The sequence below is a fragment of the Streptomyces sp. NPDC047061 genome (assembly GCF_040643955.1).
Classification (GTDB): domain Bacteria; phylum Actinomycetota; class Actinomycetes; order Streptomycetales; family Streptomycetaceae; genus Streptomyces.
Genome location: NZ_JBEYVI010000043.1, coordinates 48672 through 67066 on the forward strand (window position 1 = coordinate 48672; position 18395 = coordinate 67066).

Annotated in this window: 13 protein-coding genes; 11 read left to right on the forward strand and 2 right to left on the reverse strand. The window is 69.8% G+C overall.

Annotated features, from left to right (window positions below):
- Position 1 precedes the first annotated feature (1 nt).
- The 7 genes from tal (at position 2) to ABZ887_RS41275 (ending at position 8215) form a co-directional block, all read left to right on the forward strand.
- The gene (gene tal, locus ABZ887_RS41245; RefSeq protein ID WP_361302071.1) at positions 2–1144 is read left to right on the forward strand and encodes a transaldolase; all 1143 of its coding nucleotides are present in this window, start codon (positions 2–4) and stop codon (positions 1142–1144) included.
- Positions 1144–2712, forward strand: a complete 1569-nt coding sequence (zwf, locus tag ABZ887_RS41250) for a glucose-6-phosphate dehydrogenase (protein WP_361302074.1) — start codon at positions 1144–1146, stop codon at positions 2710–2712. Before tal ends, zwf begins: the two co-directional genes overlap by 1 nt.
- Positions 2709–3644 carry a glucose-6-phosphate dehydrogenase assembly protein OpcA gene (opcA, locus tag ABZ887_RS41255; RefSeq protein ID WP_361302077.1) on the forward strand — a complete coding sequence of 312 codons (936 nt, stop codon included), beginning with the start codon at positions 2709–2711 and terminating at the stop codon, positions 3642–3644. Before zwf ends, opcA begins: the two co-directional genes overlap by 4 nt.
- The gene (pgi, locus tag ABZ887_RS41260; protein WP_361302080.1) at positions 3637–5283 is read left to right on the forward strand and encodes a glucose-6-phosphate isomerase; all 1647 of its coding nucleotides are present in this window, start codon (positions 3637–3639) and stop codon (positions 5281–5283) included. Before opcA ends, pgi begins: the two co-directional genes overlap by 8 nt.
- Position 5284: 1 nt before the next feature.
- Positions 5285–6160: a phosphogluconate dehydrogenase (NAD(+)-dependent, decarboxylating) gene (gnd, locus tag ABZ887_RS41265; protein ID WP_361302083.1), complete on the forward strand. Its 876-nt coding sequence runs from the start codon at positions 5285–5287 to the stop codon at positions 6158–6160.
- Between the two features lie 7 nt (positions 6161–6167).
- Positions 6168–6761 (forward strand): histidine phosphatase family protein, encoded by a 594-nt coding sequence (locus ABZ887_RS41270; RefSeq protein ID WP_361302086.1) that lies wholly within the window; start codon positions 6168–6170, stop codon positions 6759–6761.
- Positions 6762–6967: 206 nt separating this feature from the next.
- Entirely contained in the window at positions 6968–8215 is a 1248-nt protein-coding gene (locus ABZ887_RS41275; RefSeq protein ID WP_361302089.1) for an ROK family protein, read from the forward strand.
- Here ABZ887_RS41275 and ABZ887_RS41280 read toward each other — a convergent pair.
- Positions 8178–9599 (reverse strand): hypothetical protein, encoded by a 1422-nt coding sequence (locus ABZ887_RS41280; RefSeq protein WP_361302092.1) that lies wholly within the window; start codon positions 9597–9599, stop codon positions 8178–8180. The two genes, ABZ887_RS41275 and ABZ887_RS41280, sit on opposite strands and share 38 nt — an antisense overlap.
- 805 nt (positions 9600–10404) lie before the next feature.
- Here ABZ887_RS41280 and ABZ887_RS41285 point away from each other — a divergent pair.
- Genes ABZ887_RS41285 through ABZ887_RS41300 form a run of 4 tightly spaced genes read left to right on the forward strand, consistent with a single transcriptional unit; the run spans position 10405 to position 16428 of the window.
- Positions 10405–11670, forward strand: coding sequence for a sugar ABC transporter substrate-binding protein (locus ABZ887_RS41285; RefSeq protein ID WP_361302095.1), 1266 nt, complete (start codon positions 10405–10407; stop codon positions 11668–11670).
- Between the two features lie 20 nt (positions 11671–11690).
- On the forward strand, positions 11691–12656 hold the full coding sequence (locus ABZ887_RS41290; protein WP_361302098.1) for a sugar ABC transporter permease: 966 nt from the start codon (positions 11691–11693) through the stop codon (positions 12654–12656).
- Positions 12653–13534 carry a carbohydrate ABC transporter permease gene (locus ABZ887_RS41295; protein WP_361302101.1) on the forward strand — a complete coding sequence of 294 codons (882 nt, stop codon included), beginning with the start codon at positions 12653–12655 and terminating at the stop codon, positions 13532–13534. The genes ABZ887_RS41290 and ABZ887_RS41295 overlap by 4 nt, the downstream gene beginning before the upstream one ends.
- 26 nt (positions 13535–13560) lie before the next feature.
- Positions 13561–16428, forward strand: a complete 2868-nt coding sequence (locus tag ABZ887_RS41300; RefSeq protein ID WP_361302104.1) for a glycoside hydrolase family 2 TIM barrel-domain containing protein — start codon at positions 13561–13563, stop codon at positions 16426–16428.
- A gap of 13 nt (positions 16429–16441) precedes the next feature.
- Here the strand turns inward: ABZ887_RS41300 and ABZ887_RS41305 are convergent, their stop codons facing one another.
- A complete protein-coding gene (locus tag ABZ887_RS41305) occupies positions 16442–18313 on the reverse strand; it encodes a glycosyltransferase family 39 protein (protein ID WP_361302107.1) in 1872 nt (623 codons plus the stop codon).
- Positions 18314–18395 lie beyond the last annotated feature (82 nt).

Sequence of the window (18395 nt, forward strand, 5' to 3'; positions counted from 1 at the left end):
GATGATCAACGTGACCGAAGCAGCCGCCACCGCGGGAGCACTGAAGCGACTCTCCGACGAGGGCGTCTCGATCTGGCTGGACGACCTGTCGCGCAAGCGGATCAGCACCGGCAACCTCGCCGAGCTGGTCGCCACGAAGAACGTCGTCGGCGTCACCACCAACCCCTCGATCTTCCAGGCCGCCATCGGCTCCGGCGAGGGGTACGAGGAGCAGCTCGCCGACCTGGCCGTGCGGGGCGTCACGGTCGACGAGGCCGTACGGATGATGACGACGCGGGATGTGCGGGCCGCGGCCGATGTCCTGCATTCTGTATACGATGTGTCACATGGCACGGACGGCCGGGTGTCCATCGAGGTCGACCCCCGCCTCGCCCACCACACCGCCGCCACTGTCGCCGAGGCCAAGCAGCTCTTCTGGCTGGTCGACCGCCCCAACGTGATGATCAAGATCCCGGCGACGCAGGCCGGCCTCCCGGCGATCACCGCGGTCATCGCCGAGGGCATCAGCGTCAACGTCACGCTGATCTTCTCCCTGGAGCGCTACCGCGAGGTCATGGCCGCCTACCTGGCCGGCCTGGAGCAGGCCGCCGCCAAGGGCCTGGACCTCTCCACGATCCACTCCGTGGCCTCCTTCTTCGTGTCCCGCGTCGACAGCGAGATCGACAAGCGGCTGACCGTCATCGGCACCGACGAGGCGCTCGCGCTCAAGGGCAGGGCGGCACTGGCCAACGCACGGCTCGCCTACGAGGCGTACGAGGAGGTCTTCTCCTCCGACCGCTGGACCGCGCTCGCCGGCGCCAGGGCCAACAAGCAGCGCCCCCTGTGGGCCTCCACCGGCGTGAAGGACCCGGCGTACAAGGACACCCTCTACGTCGACGAGCTGGTGGCCCCCGGCACCGTCAACACCATGCCGGAGGCGACGCTCGACGCCACCGCCGACCACGGTGACATCCACGGCGACACGGTGACCGGCGGCTACGCCCAGGCCCGTGCGGACCTGGAGGCGGTGGAGCGGCTCGGCATCTCCTACGACGAGGTCGTGGGCAAGCTGGAGGACGAGGGCGTCGCCAAGTTCGAGGTGGCCTGGCAGGACCTGCTGGACGCCGTCGCGAAGTCCCTGGACAGCAAGGGAGTTGAGGTGTGATGAGCGAGACCGCCAAGGAGGTGCGGGTGCCGGTGGTGCCCGCCGCCGACTGGGACAACCCGTTGCGCGACGCGCGCGACCGGCGCCTGCCGCGGGTCGCCGGCCCGTCGGGCCTGGTCATCTTCGGGGTGACCGGTGACCTGTCCCGCAAGAAGCTGATGCCGGCCGTCTACGACCTGGCCAACCGCGGGTTGCTGCCGCCGGGCTTCTCGCTCGTCGGCTTCGCCCGCCGGGACTGGGCGGACCAGGACTTCGCGCAGGTCGTGCACGACGCGGTGCGCGAGCACTCCCGGACGCCGTTCCGCGAGGAGGTCTGGCAGCAGCTCGCCGAGGGCATGCGGTTCATCCCCGGTGACTTCGACGACGACACGGCGTTCAAGCAGCTGAAGTCGGCCGTGGACGAGCTGGACTCCTCCCGGGGCACCGGCGGCAACTTCGCCTTCTACCTCTCCGTGCCGCCGAAGTTCTTCCCGAAGGTCGTCCAGCAGCTGAAGAAGGTCGGCCTGGCGACGCCGCCGGCCGGGTCCTGGCGGCGGGCGGTCATCGAGAAGCCGTTCGGCCACGACCTGGCGTCGGCGCAGGACCTGAACGCGGTCGTGCACGACGTGTTCGACCCGGACCAGGTGTTCCGGATCGACCACTACCTGGGCAAGGAGACCGTCCAGAACATCCTGGCGCTGCGCTTCGCCAACCAGATGTACGAGCCGATCTGGAACCGGTCGTACGTCGACCACGTGCAGATCACGATGGCCGAGGACATCGGCATCGGCGGCCGGGCGGGTTACTACGACGGCATCGGCTCGGCCCGTGACGTCATCCAGAACCACCTGCTCCAGCTGATGGCGCTGACCGCGATGGAGGAGCCGATCGCGTTCGACGCGGACGCGCTGCTCACCGAGAAGCTGAAGGTCCTCAAGTCGGTGCGGCTGCCGGAGGAGCTCGGCAAGCACACCGTGCGCGGGCAGTACGCCGAGGGCTGGCAGGGCGGCGAGAAGGTGATCGGCTACCTCCAGGAGGACGGCATCGACCCGAAGTCGAAGACCGACACCTTCGCGGCCGTCAAGCTCGGCATCGACAACCGCCGTTGGGCGGGCGTCCCCTTCTACCTGCGCACCGGCAAGCGGCTGGGCCGCCGGGTCACCGAGATCGCGGTGGTCTTCAAGCGGGCCCCGCACTCCCCGTTCGACTCCACGGCCACCGAGGAGCTCGGCGCCAACGCGATCGTCATCCGCGTCCAGCCCGACGAGGGCATGACCGTCCGGTTCGGCTCCAAGGTGCCGGGCACGTCGATGGAGATCCGGGACGTGACGATGGACTTCGCGTACGGCGAGTCGTTCACGGAGTCCAGCCCGGAGGCGTACGAGCGGCTCATCCTGGACGTGCTGCTCGGCGACGCCAATTTGTTCCCTCGTCACCAGGAAGTGGAAGAGTCCTGGAAGATCCTCGACCCGATCGAGACGTACTGGGCAAAGCATGGTAAGCCCGCACAGTACGAGTCGGGCAGCTGGGGACCGCAGGAAGCCGACGAGATGCTCGCACGAGACGGACGGAGCTGGCGCAGGCCATGAAGATCGACCTCACGGACACCACGGCAAGCAAGATCAACAAGGCGCTGGTGCAGGGTCGCCGCGCCATCGGAACCCCTGCCGTGGGCATGGTCCTGACGATGGTGATCGTCACGGACGAGGAGAACGCCTACGACTCGATCAAGGCCGCCGAGGAGGCCTCGCACGAGCACCCCTCGCGCACCCTGGTCGTCATCAAGCGGCACGCCCGCACCCTGCGCGACCGCACCACCTCCCGCCTGGACGCGGAGGTACGGGTCGGCTCCGAGGCCGGCACCGGCGAGACGGTCGTGCTGCGCACCTACGGCGAGGTCTCCGACCACGCCGACTCGGTGGTGCTGCCGCTGCTGCTGCCGGACGCCCCGGTGGTCGTGTGGTGGCCGGTGGAGGCCCCGGACACCCCGTCCAAGGACCCGCTGGGCGCGCTCGCCCAGCGCCGGATCACCGACCTGTACGCGGTCGAGCGGCCGATGCAGGTACTGGAGACCCGCGCCCGCAACTACGCGCCCGGTGACACCGACCTCGCCTGGACCCGGCTCACCCTGTGGCGGTCGATGCTGGCCGCCGCCCTCGACCAGGCCCGGGCCGACGTGACCTCGGCGGCCGTGGAGGCCGAGGCGGACAACCCGAGCGCCGAACTCCTCGCCCGCTGGCTGGAGGCACGGCTGAAGGTCAAGGTGGACCGCGTGGTCTCCCCCGGCCCGGTCGTCACGAAGGTCCGGCTCGGCACCGCCACCGGCGAGATCGTCATCGACCGTCCCGAGGGACCGCTGGCCAGCCTGACCCTGCCGGGCCAGCCGCCGCGCACCCTCGCCCTGAAGGTCCGCCCCACCTCCGAACTCATCGCCGAGGAACTGCGCCGCCTCGACGCCGACGAGATGTACGCCATCGCCCTTCAGGGCGAGGGCACCAAGGAGACCGTCTCCCATGCCTGACACCCCCGAGCTCACCCGGCGGCCCGAGTGGGCCGCCCTGGAGGACCACCGGGCCGAAGGACAGCCCGTCCTGCGTGAGCTGTTCGCGGCCGACCCGGCGCGCGCCGAGCGGTACGTCGTACGGGTCGGCGACCTGTACATCGACTACAGCAAGCACCTGATCACGGACGAGACCCTCGCCCTGCTCCAGGAACTGGCCACCGCCACCGACGTGTTCGGGCTGCGGGACGCGATGTTCCGCGGCGAGAAGATCAACATCACCGAGCGGCGGGCGGTCCTGCACACCGCCCTGCGGGCCCCGCGCGACGCGGTCGTCGAGGTGGACGGGGTCGATGTCGTCCCGGCCGTGCACGCCGTCCTCGACAAAATGAGCGCCTTCGCCGAGCGCGTCCGCTCCGGCGAGTGGACCGGCCACACCGGCAAGCGCATCAAGAACGTCGTCAACATCGGCATCGGCGGCTCGGACCTCGGTCCGGCGATGGCCTACGAGGCGCTGCGTGCCTTCACGGCACGGGAGTTGACGTTCCGTTTCGTGTCCAACGTGGACGGCGCCGACCTGCACGAGGCGACCCGGGACCTGGACCCGGCGGAGACGCTGTTCATCGTCGCGTCGAAGACGTTCACCACGATCGAGACGATCACCAACGCGACCTCGGCGCGCACCTGGCTCCTCGACGGGCTGGGCGGCGACGAGAAGGCGGTGGCCAAGCACTTCGTGGCCCTGTCGACGAACGCCGGCAAGGTGACGGAGTTCGGCATCGACCCGGACAACATGTTCGAGTTCTGGGACTGGGTCGGCGGCCGCTACTCCTACGACTCGGCCATCGGCCTCTCGCTGGTGATCGCCATCGGCCCGGACCGCTTCCGCGAGATGCTGGACGGCTTCCACCTGGTCGACGAGCACTTCCGCACCGCCCCCGCCGAGTCCAACGCGCCTCTGCTGCTCGGCCTGCTGGGCGTCTGGTACGGCAACTTCTTCGACGCCCAGTCGCACGCGGTGCTGCCGTACTCGCACTACCTCTCCAAGTTCACCGCCTACCTCCAGCAGCTGGACATGGAGTCCAACGGCAAGTCGGTGGACCGGGAAGGCCGGCCGGTCCAGTGGCAGACCGGCCCGGTGGTGTGGGGTACGCCCGGCACCAACGGCCAGCACGCGTACTACCAGTTGATCCACCAGGGCACCAAGCTGATCCCGGCGGACTTCATCGGCTTCGCCGAGCCCGTCGCCGAGCTGAGCGGTGAACTCAAGGCGCAGCACGACCTGCTGATGGCGAACTTCTTCGCGCAGACGCAGGCGCTGGCCTTCGGCAAGACGGCGGCGGAGGTCCGCGCGGAGGGCGTGGCCGAGGAGCAGGTGGCGCACCGCACCTTCCGCGGCAACCACCCCACCACCACGATCCTGGCCCGCGAGCTGACCCCGTCGGTCCTCGGCCAGCTCGTGGCCCTCTACGAGCACAAGGTCTTCGTGCAGGGCGCGATCTGGAACATCGACTCCTTCGACCAGTGGGGCGTGGAGCTCGGCAAGGTCCTCGCCAAGCGCATCGAGCCCGCCCTCACCGAAGGCGCCGACGTGCCCGGCCTCGACCCGTCCACCACCGCCCTCGTCTCGACGTACCGCACGCTCAAGGAAGTGAACTGACATGCAGCTCGGACTGATCGGTCTCGGCAAGATGGGCGGCAACATGCGCGAGCGCATCCGCCGCGCCGGCCACACCGTCATCGGCTACGACCGCAACCCGGACGTCTCCGACGTCAAGTCCCTCGAAGAACTGGTCGAGAAGCTCGACGCCCCGCGCGTGGTGTGGGTGATGGTCCCGGCGGGCCACGCCACCCAGTCCGTCGTCGACGAGCTCAAGGACCTGCTGTCCGAGGGCGACACGGTGGTCGACGGCGGCAACTCCCGCTGGACGGACGACGAGAAGCACGCCGCCGAGCTCGGCATCAAGGGCATCGGCTTCGTCGACGCCGGTGTCTCCGGCGGCGTGTGGGGCCTGCAGAACGGCTACGCCCTGATGGTCGGCGGCGACAAGGCACACGTCGAACGGCTCCACCCGATCTTCGAGGCGCTCAAGCCGGAAGGCCCGTACGGGTACGTCCACGCCGGCAAGGTCGGCGCCGGGCACTTCTCCAAGATGGTCCACAACGGCATCGAGTACGCCATGATGCAGGCCTACGCCGAGGGCTGGGAGCTCCTGGAGAAGGTCAAGTCCGTGGACAACGTCCGCGAGGTCTTCCGCTCCTGGCAGGACGGCACCGTCATCCGCTCCTGGCTGCTCGACCTCGCGGTCAACGCCCTGGACGACGACGAGCACCTGGACAAGCTGAAGGGCTTCGCGCAGGACTCCGGCGAGGGCCGCTGGACCGTCGAGGCGGCCATCGACAACGCGGTGCCGCTGCCGGCGATCACGGCCTCCCTCTTCGCCCGGTTCGCGTCCCGCCAGGACGACTCCCCGCAGATGAAGATGATCGCGGCGCTGCGCAACCAGTTCGGCGGCCACGCCGTCGAGTCGAAGTAGGTGTGCCGTGGGGGACCTCCTCCTGGTCCGCCACGGTGAGACGGAGTGGAGCGTGTCGGGCCAGCACACCAGCTGGACCGACCTGCCCCTCACCCAGCACGGCGAGGAACAGGCCAAGTCCCTCGCCCCGCTTCTCGCCGGGCGGACCTACGCACGGGTGCTGTCCAGCCCGCTGGACCGCGCGATACGCACGGCCGAACTGGCCGGTCTGACCGGGGTCGTACCAGATCCCGACCTGCACGAATGGGACTACGGCGGCTACGAGGGCATCACCACGGCGGAGATCCACCGCTCCCGGCCCGACTGGTACCTGTGGACCGACGGCGTCCCGCCGGGCCCGGAGGGCCACCCCGGTGAGTCGCCGGAGCAGATCGGCGCGCGGGCGGACCGGGTGCTCAGGAAGGTCGAGGCGGCGCTCAACGGCGGCACGGGTGACGTGATCCTGGTGGCCCACGCCCACTTCCTGCGCGTGCTGACGGCGCGCCGCCTGGGACTGCCGCCCGCCGAGGGCCGGTTGTTCCAGCTGGCGACCGGCACGGTCAGCCGGCTGTCCACCGAGCACGGGTGGCCCGTGATCACCGAGTGGAACAAGCAGCCGTAGAAAACCTTGTGACGGCCCGTCAGTGACAACTGACGGGCCGTTACGACGTGTTGGCTGCCCATCGGGCACACCATCGAGCACGCCCGAGTTTCTACGGCCCCTTTCCTAACCCCTTGTCGAAAGTTCGGCGAAGCCCATAGCCTGACGCCGCGCCGGTGCCGTCGTACGCCCCGGCACGGCCGTGACGGGATGGGAGGGGCAGCCGCGTGAAGCGCACATCGCGTGACATCCGCACCGCGAACCGCTACGAGGTGCTGCGCCAGATCATCGCCCGGTCCCCCACCTCCCGGCAGTCGCTGGCGGCCGCCACCGGGCTGAGCGTCGCCACGGTCGCCACCCTGGTCGGCGAGTTGACGGACCTCCGGATGATCACGGAGGTCGGCTTCGAGGACTCCGCGGGCGGGCGGCCCCGCGGGCTCGTCGCCGTCAACTCCGCGGGCGGCGCGCTGATCGGGGTCGACATGGCGGAGACGTACGTCCGGGTGGAACTGTTCGACCTGGGGCTGAACGTGCTGGCCCGCGCGGTGGAGGACATGCGCCCCGGCGAGAGCCGGCCCGAGCAGGCCGTCGCCCATGTGGCCACCGCCGTCGGCTCGGTGGTGGCCCAGGCCGGTGTCGAGGGCGCGCGGGTGCTGGGCGTCGGGGTGAGCGTGCCGGGGCAGGTGGACCGGGCCACCGGCATCGCCGAGTACGCACCCAACTGGGACTGGCACGACGTGCCGCTCCTCGACCTGCTCGCCGAGCACATCGCCTACCCCCTCTACCTGGACAATCCGCTGCGGGCCAGCGCGGTGGCCGAGCTGTGGTTCGGGGCGGCGCGCGGGCGCGAGGACGCCGTGGTGGTGAATCTCGGCACGGGCGTCGGGGCCGGGCTGGTGCTCGGCGGCGGCCTCTACCGGGGGGTCAGCAACAGCGCGGGCGAGTGGGGTCACACGACGCTGGTGCTGGACGGCCGGCTGTGCCACTGCGGCAACCACGGCTGTGTGGAGACGTACGTCGGCGCGCCCGGCATCATGCTCAACCTGCGCGAACTCAGTCCGCGCAGCACCCTGTTGCACCCCGAGGACCAGACGGCGACCATCGACGCCCTGACCCGCGGGGTCGCGGCCGGTGACCCGGTGGCGGTCAAGGTCGTCCGCGACACGGCCCGTTACCTGGGCGCGGGCATCGCGGACCTGGTGAACCTCTACAACCCCGAAGTGGTGGTCCTCAGCAGCTGGGTCGCCAAGAAGCTGGGCGCCCCGCTGCTCGACGAAGTCCGCGAGGCCGTCCGACGGCACGCGCTGCGGCGGCCGTTCGCCGCCACCGAGATCGTCCTCTCCCCCGTGCCCACCGACCCGGTCTGCCTGGGCGCGGCCACCTTCGCACTGGAGGGCGCCCTGCAGTCCGTGGGGCAGAGGGCGGCGAAACGCACCGTCACCACGGCAAGAAGCCGCACCTCACCACGCATATGACGACGGAAGGGATGCCGTTTTGACCGTTCCTGTGGAGTTGGCGAGCATTCGCCAACTCGCCGTGAACCGGGCCGGTGGGGGCCTGGTGACCTCGCGAACGGTCTTCGAGGTCCGGGAACAGCACGAGCTGGTCACTTCGGCACGGTCGGGTCTTGCCGCCCTGCTGGGGCGTGCCCGCTGTCCTGGGTGGACTCGTGGTCCCGCGCGGCCTGGGCAGGGATACGGCCTGGCCGGTAGCTCTCCGCCGCCCGATCCTCTGGTCGGGTGCGGTCACACCTGGCCGACGCCGGATCCTGTGTCCCAGGCCACGCCGTCCGATCGCCACCGAGGCACCATGGTGCCGGGTGACAGTGGTTTTCGTCTGCTGCTGGAGCGGACTCTTCCAGTACCTCTCGCCCCAGATACTGGTGTAAGCGGGGTCCACGGCGATGACAGCCAGGCCCTGGTGGTAGGCCATCCCGCGCAGCCGTTCCCGGAAGCGTGCGGTGGGGATCCCGGCCACGGTGCGACGGAAGGCCTTGCCCCGGCGCCCGCGACCCATGGTCTCCCGGCCAGTCCAGCGTGCGCTGGCGAAGCCCAGGTTCTCCACCACGATCCCCGTGCAGCCATTGCTGCGGGCAAGAGCGATAAGAAGGGTGACGGCCGCTCGCAGGTGCCCGTCCCGTGTGGTGGCGGGGCCCGTCAACTCCATGGGAATCGTGTGGGGCTCGCCGACGGGGTTGCCGTGTGGGTCGAGGACGATGACGGCGAGGTGATCGGCGTTCAGGTCGACGGCGAGCAGCCTCGCGCCGGACGCCCAGATCTCCTCCGGCGTCGCGGGAGCGGTGGTGTTGGTGGCCCAGGACGCATCGAGGTACCAGCGATCACGGGCGGGGTCATGAACTATGTCGTAGCGGACAGCCTGGTTGGCGCTCACCCGGTCCAACCACTCGGGTCGACGATGGTGGAAGGTGACCGTGCACGCGAGCCGGTAACGGCCGCGTGGGGTGTTGGCCAGATACCGCAACGGCTCCGGCAGCACCAGCGTGACCGAGCCGTCCTCGGGATCAACGGTGAAGGTGTAGTTGCCGTGTGGGGCTCCGGACTCGCCGTCGGCGGTGAGGAACAGCCGGGTAGCAGTCCACCGTTTTCGCCAGTCGGCTTCGGTGAGGCCCGCCTCAGCGAGGCGGTGACGGGTCCCGGCCAGCCGACGCCCACCCACCGTGATCGAAGGTCGCCCTTGTTCAATCTGGTGCTCCACCACGGCCAGCCGAGCTCGGATCTTCCTCAGGTGCCGCTGCTTCTGCCAGCGCTCGGCCTGGTCGGCATACCCGCGCACCCGACCGTGCTTCTGCCCGCACGCCACCGCCAGCCGCTGCTCGATCTTGCGGATGCGGCGCCGCAACCCGGCCCGCTCCTCCGTCAAGCACCGCATAGACAGCTGGTACTGGTCCTCCGACGCCCGGGTCATCGCGCCCGCCCACCGCGACGAGGACACCGCTGTCAGCTGCTTCTTCCGCCCCGCACGCCCGGTCTGCTTCGCCGGGACGTTCCCAGTCCGGACTCGTGCGGCGAGATCCGCCCGCTGATGGCGGCCCAGGTGCTCGCCGACCAACGTCAGGACCTTCCCATCCGCGGACGTCAGATCCCTCAGCCGGTCCCGGATCCTCGCCCCCGACGGAGCCGCCACCGTGAACGGAGCAGCCAGCACACGCAGCTCACGCCCCCTCCCCCGCCTACGCGCCACCAGCCACCGCCCCCTCAGCATCATCGAACGAACCCGTCACCACCGATCATGCGTTCCGCTGGCGCCCAACACCCCGAGAAGCGAGCCTGTTCACCCCATCGGGCGACCTCCAGGCCAGCCATGAGCAACAACCGAATCAACTGTCCGCAACCCGCACCGAGCGATCGGCCCTCACCACACGAGGCCTGGACCAGGCAGTAACGAACCCCGCATTCCACGCGCCGAGGGCCGCCGGCCACTCCCTGACCCGGCGGCCCTCAACTCACCCTGCTTGCCCACCTGTTCGCCATTCCGAACCGGGTACAACGTTTCGCGCAGACTTCGTCCAACCTCTTGCCGAAGTATTAGCCGAAGGTTAACGTCCCGCTCCGCGAAGCAATTTCAGCCATCTGGCTCACGAGGTTTTCAGGGCCTCACCACGGCCGCGGAGCCGCAGCCGCACTCGACAGACAAGGACGTCAGCATGTCGGCACAGAGCAACAACAACTGGTCCCGCCGCTCGATCTTCCGGGCGGCCGCGGGCATGGCCGCCGCCGGCACGCTGGCCGCGTGCGGTGGCAACAACGGGCGGGGCGGCGGCAGCGGTTCGGGCAAGCAGCTCACCCAGATGTTCCACGCGTACGGCGAGGCGGGCGTGGAGCAGGCGCTGAAGGGGTATGCCGCCGCCTACAAGAGCGCGAACGTGACCACGCAGTGGATCACCAGCTCCGACTACGAGAGCAAGCTCTTCGCCACGCTGCTCACCAAGTCGGCGCCGGACGTCTTCGAGTTCCACCCGCAGATCCAGATGGTCAAGAGCGGCCAGGTCGCGGACCTGAGCGACATCATCGACCCGGTCAAGGACGACTTCAACCCGGCCGACATCAAGTCCCACACGGTCGACGGCAAGATCTACGGCGTCCGGATGATCGACGACCCGCAGTTCTTCTTCTACCGGCCCTCCTTGTTCGAGAAGGCCGGCGTCAAGGTCCCGGAGACCCTGGACGAGCTGATCGAGGCCGCCGCCAAGCTCACCACCAGCAAGATGAAGGGCGTCTTCCTCGGCAACGACCTGCACGCGATCATCAGCCCGCTGATCTGGTCCGCGGGCGCCGACACCCTCGACGACAAGAACCAGATCGCGTACCACACGCCCGGCGTCGTCGAGGGCCTCAAGAAGATGCGCAAGCTGTTCACCAGCGGCGACCTGCTGCTCGGCGCCCCGACCGACTACTGGGACCCGTCCTCGCTCAACCAGGGTCTGTGTGCCATGCAGTTCTGCGGGATGTGGGCGATGCCGCAGTTCCAGAAGGTGCTCGGCGACGACCTCGGAGTCTTCCCGTTCCCGAAGACGATCGACTCCGGCAAGCAGTCCGTCTACAACGGCGGCTGGTCGATGTTCGTGAACGCCAAGGGCGACAACGTGGACGCGGCCAAGGAGTACGTCAAGTGGCTGTGGATCGACCAGAAGAAGGACCAGGAGGACTTCGCGACCTCGTACGGCTTCCACATCCCGCCACGCACCTCGATCGCCGCGTCCGCCACCAAGCTCAAGACGGGTCTGCCCGCGGAGGGCGTGAAGCTCTTCAACGAGTTCGGGCACTTCGACAACATCGGCTGGACCCAGGCGATGATCCAGGCGTCGTGGGACGTCCTGTCCAACTGCGTCCGCAAGGCCGGTGACCCAGAGAAGGCGCTCGACCAGTGCGACACGACCGTCAACCGTGAGCTGAAGAAGCTCTTCGGATAAGTCACGGACGGACCGGACCAATGTCGACGACCACCACGCGCGACCTCGCGCACCCCGCCTCGGCGAAGGCCAGTCCGGCCAAGCCGCGGCGGGGCCTGCGGGGCAGCCGCACCTTCAACTTCTGGCTCTTCATCAGCCCCTTCCTGATCGGGCTGATCGTCTTCGTCTACGTGCCGATCGGCTGGAGCATCTACCTCAGCTTCTTCGACGCACGCTTCACCGTCACGCCGGACAAGTTCATCGGCTTCGACAACTACACGTACATGCTGACGGACCCCAAGTTCACGGGGTCGCTCGTCACCTTCACCGTGTTCGCCGCGTTCATCGTGCCGACCACCTGGGCGGTGTCGCTGGGCCTCGCCCTGCTGGTCGACCGGATCCGGTTCATGCGGGCGTTCTTCCGGTCGGTGTTCTTCCTGCCGACCGCGTGCAGCTATGTCGCCGCCTCGCTGATCTGGAAGATGTCCATCTTCAGCGGCGTCCGTTTCGGCCTGCTGAACACAGTCATCGGCTGGTTCGGCGTCGACAGCGTCGCCTGGCTGGCCTCCCCCAGTCCGCCCTGGTATTGGCTCGTCATCGTGACGCTGCGGCTATGGCTGCAGTCCGGTTTCTACATGATCCTGTTCCTGGCGGCCCTGCAGAACATCCCGGGCGAGCTGTACGAGGCCGCCGCCATCGACGGTGCCAAGCGGGGCTGGCAGACGTTCCGGTACATCACCCTCCCCCAGTTGCGGGCGACCTCGACCGCCGTGGTCCTGCTCCTGCTCATCGCGGCTTACCAGGCCTTCGACGAGTTCTACAACCTGCTGGACAAGACCACCTGGGGCCGGCCGCCGCTGGTCGAGCTGTACGCCACCGCCCTGGGCACGTCACAGGACTACGGCGCCGGCAGCGCGGGCGCCGTCATCCTGACCCTGCTGATCATCATCGTCACCCTGTTCCAGGGCAAGATCATGGGCTTCGGAAGGGGGGAGGAGTCCAAGTGACCACCACCACGCCCGACACACACAAGTCCGCGTCCTCGAAGGTCCGGCGCGGCAGCGGAGTAATGGGCAGCACCGGCCTGTGGATCGCCACCGGTGTCGCCACCTTGCTCTTCCTGGTCCCGTTCTACGTCCTGGTCCGCAACTCCCTCACCACGGACGCCGCCATCACCGGGCCGAGCTGGCAGTTCTTCCCCACGCACTTGCAGTGGGGGAACATCAAGGAGCTGTTCGACGACCCGCAGGTCGACTTCGCCCAGTCGATGTGGAACTCGCTCATCGTCGCCGTCTCCATGACCGCCGGCATCCTGCTGGTCTGCTCCCTCGCCGGCTACGCCCTGGCCCGCATCCCCTACAAGCACGCCAACAAGATTTTCTACGTGGTCCTCGGCACCCTGATGGTCCCGACCTCGGTGACCTTTGTGCCCAGCTTCGTGCTGGTCTCGTCCCTCGGCTGGGTGGACACCTACCGTGGTCTGATCATCCCGGGCCTCTTCAGTGGTTTCACCTGCTTCCTGTTCCGGCAGTACTTCCTGGGATTCCCCAAGGAGCTGGAGGAGGCGGCGCGTGTGGACGGACTCGGCTACTGGGGCTCGTACTGGCGCGTGGTCGTGCCGAACTCGCTGAACTTCTTCGCAGCGATCGCCACCATCACCTTCATCAGCGCCTGGAACGCCTTCCTGTGGCCGCTGGTCATCGGCCAGGACCCGGGGGCGTGGACCGTCCAGGTCGTGCTCTCGTCGTACATGACCAACCAGACGGTCGTCTTCCACACGATCTTCATGGCCACCGCCATCTCCATCCTGCCGCTGGTGTTCGTGTTCCTCTTCCTCCAGCGCTGGCTGGTGCAGGGGATCGCGCAGACCGGCATCAAGGGCTGAGCCGCACTCTCACGACCTGGAGACCGATGTCTTTCCGCAACTCCACGGCCACCGACTACGTCGAGGACGTCTCCCCGGGCTCGGGCGCGCTGCCGCCCCGCGCCTGGTATCCGGCCTCGGACGCCGGGTCACTGTCGCTGAACGGCAGTTGGCGTTTCCGGCTGTCGCCGACGGCGGACGCGCAGGACGACGCGTTCGCCGAGCCGGGGTACGACGCCGGGGGCTGGGCGGAGGTCTCGGTCCCGGGCCACTGGGTGCTCCAAGGCCAGGGCGCGCCGATCTACACCAACCACCTCTACCCGTTCCCGGTCGACCCTCCGAGGGTCCCGACCGAGAACCCCACCGGGGACCATCTGCGGTTCTTCGACCTGCCGGAGGGCTGGGACCTGTCGGACGGCGGGGCGGTCCTCCGCTTCGACGGCGTCGAGTCCTGCGCCCGGGTGTGGCTGAACGGCACGGACATCGGCGAGTTCAAGGGCTCCCGGCTGCCCCACGAGTTCGCCGTCGGCCACCTGCTGAAGCCGGCCGGCAACGTGCTCGCCGTCCGCGTCCACCAGTGGTCGGCCGGCTCCTACCTGGAGGACCAGGACCAGTGGTGGCTGCCCGGCATCTTCCGGGACGTGACCCTGCTGCACCGCCCGGCCGGCAGCGTCCTCGACTTCTTCGTGCACGCCTCCTACGACCACGTCACCGGCGCGGGCACGCTGCGCGTCGACTCCGACGTGGACGGCAGGGTCAGCGTGCCCGAGCTGGACATCGACATCGCCACCGGGGAGTCGGCGACCGTCCCCGTCGAGGCGTGGACGGCCGAGACCCCGCGGCTGTACGACGGGGTGCTGGCCACCGAGGGCGAGCGGGTGCCGCTGCGCATCGGCTTCCGGACGGTGGAGCTCGCCGACGGGCTGATCAAGGTCAACGGGCGGCCCGTCCTCTTCAAGGGGGTCAACCGCCACGAGTGGCACCCCCAACGGGGCCGGGCGCTGGATGCGGAGACCATGCTGGCGGACGTGCTGCTGATGAAGCGGCACAACATCAACGCGGTCCGCACCTCCCACTACCCGCCGCACCCGGCCTTCCTCGACCTGTGCGACGAGTACGGCCTGTGGGTGATCGACGAGTGCGACCTGGAGACCCACGGCTTCACCGAGCAGGCCTGGCGGGACAACCCGGTCGACGACGACCGCTGGACCCCGGCGCTGCTCGACCGGGCCGCCCGGATGGTCGAGCGCGACAAGAACCACCCGTCGGTGGTGATCTGGTCCCTGGGCAACGAGGCCGGTACCGGGCGCGGCCTGACCGCGATGGCCGAGTGGATCCACGGCCGGGACACGTCACGGCTCGTGCACTACGAGGGTGACCTCGACTGCCGTGACACGGACATGTACTCGCGGATGTACGCGGACCACGCCGAGGTCGAGCGGATCGGCCGGGGCCTGGACGGCGGCACCCACAAGCGCCGCGGGCTCCCCTTCATCCTCTGCGAGTACGGGCACGCGATGGGCAACGGCCCCGGTGGACTCGCCGACTACCAGCGGATCTTCGAGTCCTACGACCGGCTCCAGGGCGGCTTCATCTGGGAGTGGATCGACCACGGCATCGAGGACGACCGCTACGGCTACGCGTACGGCGGCGACTTCGGCGAGGAACTGCACGACGGGAACTTCGTCTGCGACGGACTGGTCTTCCCGGACCGGCGGCCCTCCCCCGGTCTTGTGGAGTACAAGAAGGTGATCGAGCCCGTCCGCATCGACGGCGACGCCGCGGACGGGACCGTACGCGTCACCAACAAGCACGACTTCGCCGACCTGTCCGCGCTGGACTTCGAGTGGTCGTACCAGGTCGCCGGCGAGACCGTCGAGTCCGGCAGCCTGGCGGTGCCGGCGCTGGCGGCCGGTGAGTCGGCGGAGGTCAAGCTGCCGGAGCCGCCGGTCGCCACCGGCACCGGCGAGACGCAGTGGACGCTGCGGGCGCTGCTGGCGGCCGACACCGCCTGGGGGCCGCGGGGCCATGTGGTGGCCTGGGGTCAGTTCCCGGTGTCGGGACGGCAGTTGCCGTCCTTCGCCGCCTCCGCGGGACCGGTGGTGTCCGACGACGGGACGATCACCCTCGGCCCGGCCGTCTTCGACGCGCGCAGCGGCGCGCTGCGGAGCATCGGCTCGGTGCCGGTGACCGGGCTGCGGCTGGACGTGTGGCGGGCCACGACCGACAACGACGACGGTGCCGCCTGGCAGAGCGACATCCGCTACGGCGCGCTGTGGCGGAAGTTCGGTCTGCACCGCATGCGGCACCGTCTGGACGCGGTGGAGCCGGCCGGCGACACCCTGACCGTGCGCACCCGGGTGGCGCCCGCCGCCTGGGAGTTCGGTCTGGTGACGGTCTACCGCTGGACCACGGACGGCGGCCGCCTGCGGCTCGCCGTGTCCGTGACCCCCGACGGCGACTGGACGGTGCCGCTGCCCCGGCTCGGCGTCCGCCTCGGACTGCCGGCGGCCGACCGTGTGCAGTGGTTCGGCGGCGGGCCGGGCGAGGCGTACCCGGACACCGACACGGCCTCGATGGTGCGCCGTTGGCAGTCGACGGTGGACGGGATGCAGACGCCGTACCTCCGTCCGCAGGAGAACGGCGCCCGGGCGGACGTCCGTTGGGCGGAGCTCGGCGGGCTGCGGATCGAGGGCGACCCGGAGTTCTGGTTCACGGCCCGCCGCTGGACCACCGAGCAGCTGGACGCGGCGGCCCACCGTACCGACCTGGTCGCAGGGGACACTGTGTGGGTCAACCTGGACCACGGCCAGCACGGCATCGGCTCGCAGTCCTGCGGCCCGGGCGTGCTGCCGCAGTACCAACTCCACGCCGGACCGGCCGAGTTCTCCTTCGTGTTCTCGGCCGTCGACTGACCCCTCGGCACGGTCACCCGCCGTGGCCCGGTCCGCAGTGGTACAGCGTGTAGCGGGAGACGTGCACCGGTGCGCAATGGCCGATGGCCCAGCGGACCAGGGCCCGGCCCGGGGTCTTCGCGCCCCGGGCGCGGTGGGTGAGGTCGGCCGCGGAGAGCAGGACGTAGCGGAGCCGGCCGGTGTCGATCAGGTGGTGGAAGGTGCCGGGCGCGGGGTACGGCACATGGGCGGTGAAGCCGCCGAGCGGGAGGATGGCGGCGTTGGCGGAGAGGATGTACGGCGCCGCCATCTGCCAGCGGGGCACGGCGGCCAGGTAGCGGGCGCCGTCGCGGTGGGCGGTGAGGTAGGCGAGGACGCGCTGCTGGGCCGGGGTCAGGGCGGCGGCGCCGTTGCGGGTGGCGATGCTGCCCGGGCCGATCCGGCCGAAGCCGCCGGGCTGGTTGTAGCGCAGGGAGGTCGCCGACACGGACCAGACGGCGGGGATGACCAGGACGGCCGCGAGGGCGACGGCCAGGGCGGCCCTGCGCGGACGTGACCCGCCGACGGCGAAGAGGACCAGCGCCGGCAGGGCCAGGACCGCGGCGACACCGACCGACCAGGTGAAGAAGCGCGGGTAGTACAGGGTGAGGGCCGCGCACCAGCCGACGTTGACGGCGAGGACGGCGCACAGCACGGTCCGGCGCCGCACCCGGGTCACGGCCGTCGCGGCCAGGGCCGACAGGCCGACCGCCACCACACCCATGTAGTAGGTGTGTCCGGTCACGCTGCCGAAGCTGAAGACCAGGAAGAACGTCACCAGCCAGACGCCCCACAGCAGGTACCCGGCCAGGAAGGGATCGGTGCGCCGCGGGCGGCGGCGCCACAGGCCGTACAGCCCGGCGGCCAGGCCGAGCGCCGCGAGCGGGTACAGCCAGCCGGTCTGACTGGCAAGACCGGGGCTGAACATCTTCCAGTCGCTGTCCCCCATCCCGACCGAGGCCCTGCCGTGCGCCCGTTCCGCGACGATGCTCCCGGTGCCGGCCGCGTCGACGCCCAGCGACTGGAAGCGGGTCAGGAAGTTGTAGCCGACGACCAGGGCGACCGGCGAGTTGTCGGTCGTGCCGTCGAGGTAGGGACGGGCGGCGGCCGGGGTGAGGCCGGCGGCCAGCATCCAGGACAGGGAGACCGCCAGCATGACCGCCCCGGACACGGCGAGGTCCCGGATCCGGCGGCGCACCGTGGTCGGCGCGGCCACCAGGTAGGTCACGGCCAGCGCGGGCAGCACCGCCCAGGCCTCCAGCATCTTGCACTGGAAGGCCACCCCGACCCACACGCCCGCCAGGACGAGGGTGCGCAGCCGGGCACGGGCGGTGGCCCGCTGGGTGGCCTCGGCGGCCAGCAGCAACAGCAGCACGAACGGCGCGTCCTCGGTGACCGAACGGCCGAGGCCCACGGTCACCGGGGTGAGCGTGAGGAAGGCGGCGGCCAGCAGCCCTGCCGGTACGCCGGCCCAGCGCCGTACGACCACGTGGAGCAGGACCACCGAGGCCACGCCCTCAAGGGCCTGCGGGACCACCAGGGACCAGGGGTGGAAGCCGAGGACCAGCGCCGACAGGGCCTGCGGCCACAGGAAGCCGGGGAGCTTGTCCAGGGTGATGGAGTTGCCCGGGTCGAAGGAGCCGTAGAGGAAGGCGACCGGGTTGTCGGTCATGCTGCGGACCGCGCTCGCGTAGAAGGCGTGGTACGCGCTGTGCCAGATGCCCCAGAAGAAGAGCAGCGCGGCGACGGTGGCGATGCCGGCGAGGATCGGGCGCTCGTAGCGCTGGGTACGGCTCCGCGCCCGGGTCGGCGGGGGTGGCGGCCCCTCGACACGGACGAGCGGCTCGGCGCTGACAGGGCTCGGCATCGCGGACGGCCTCCAGGACTCCCGGTGTCCAGGGCTTCCAGAACGCCCTGGAGTGCTACGGCCTGTAGGACGAGTGGATTCC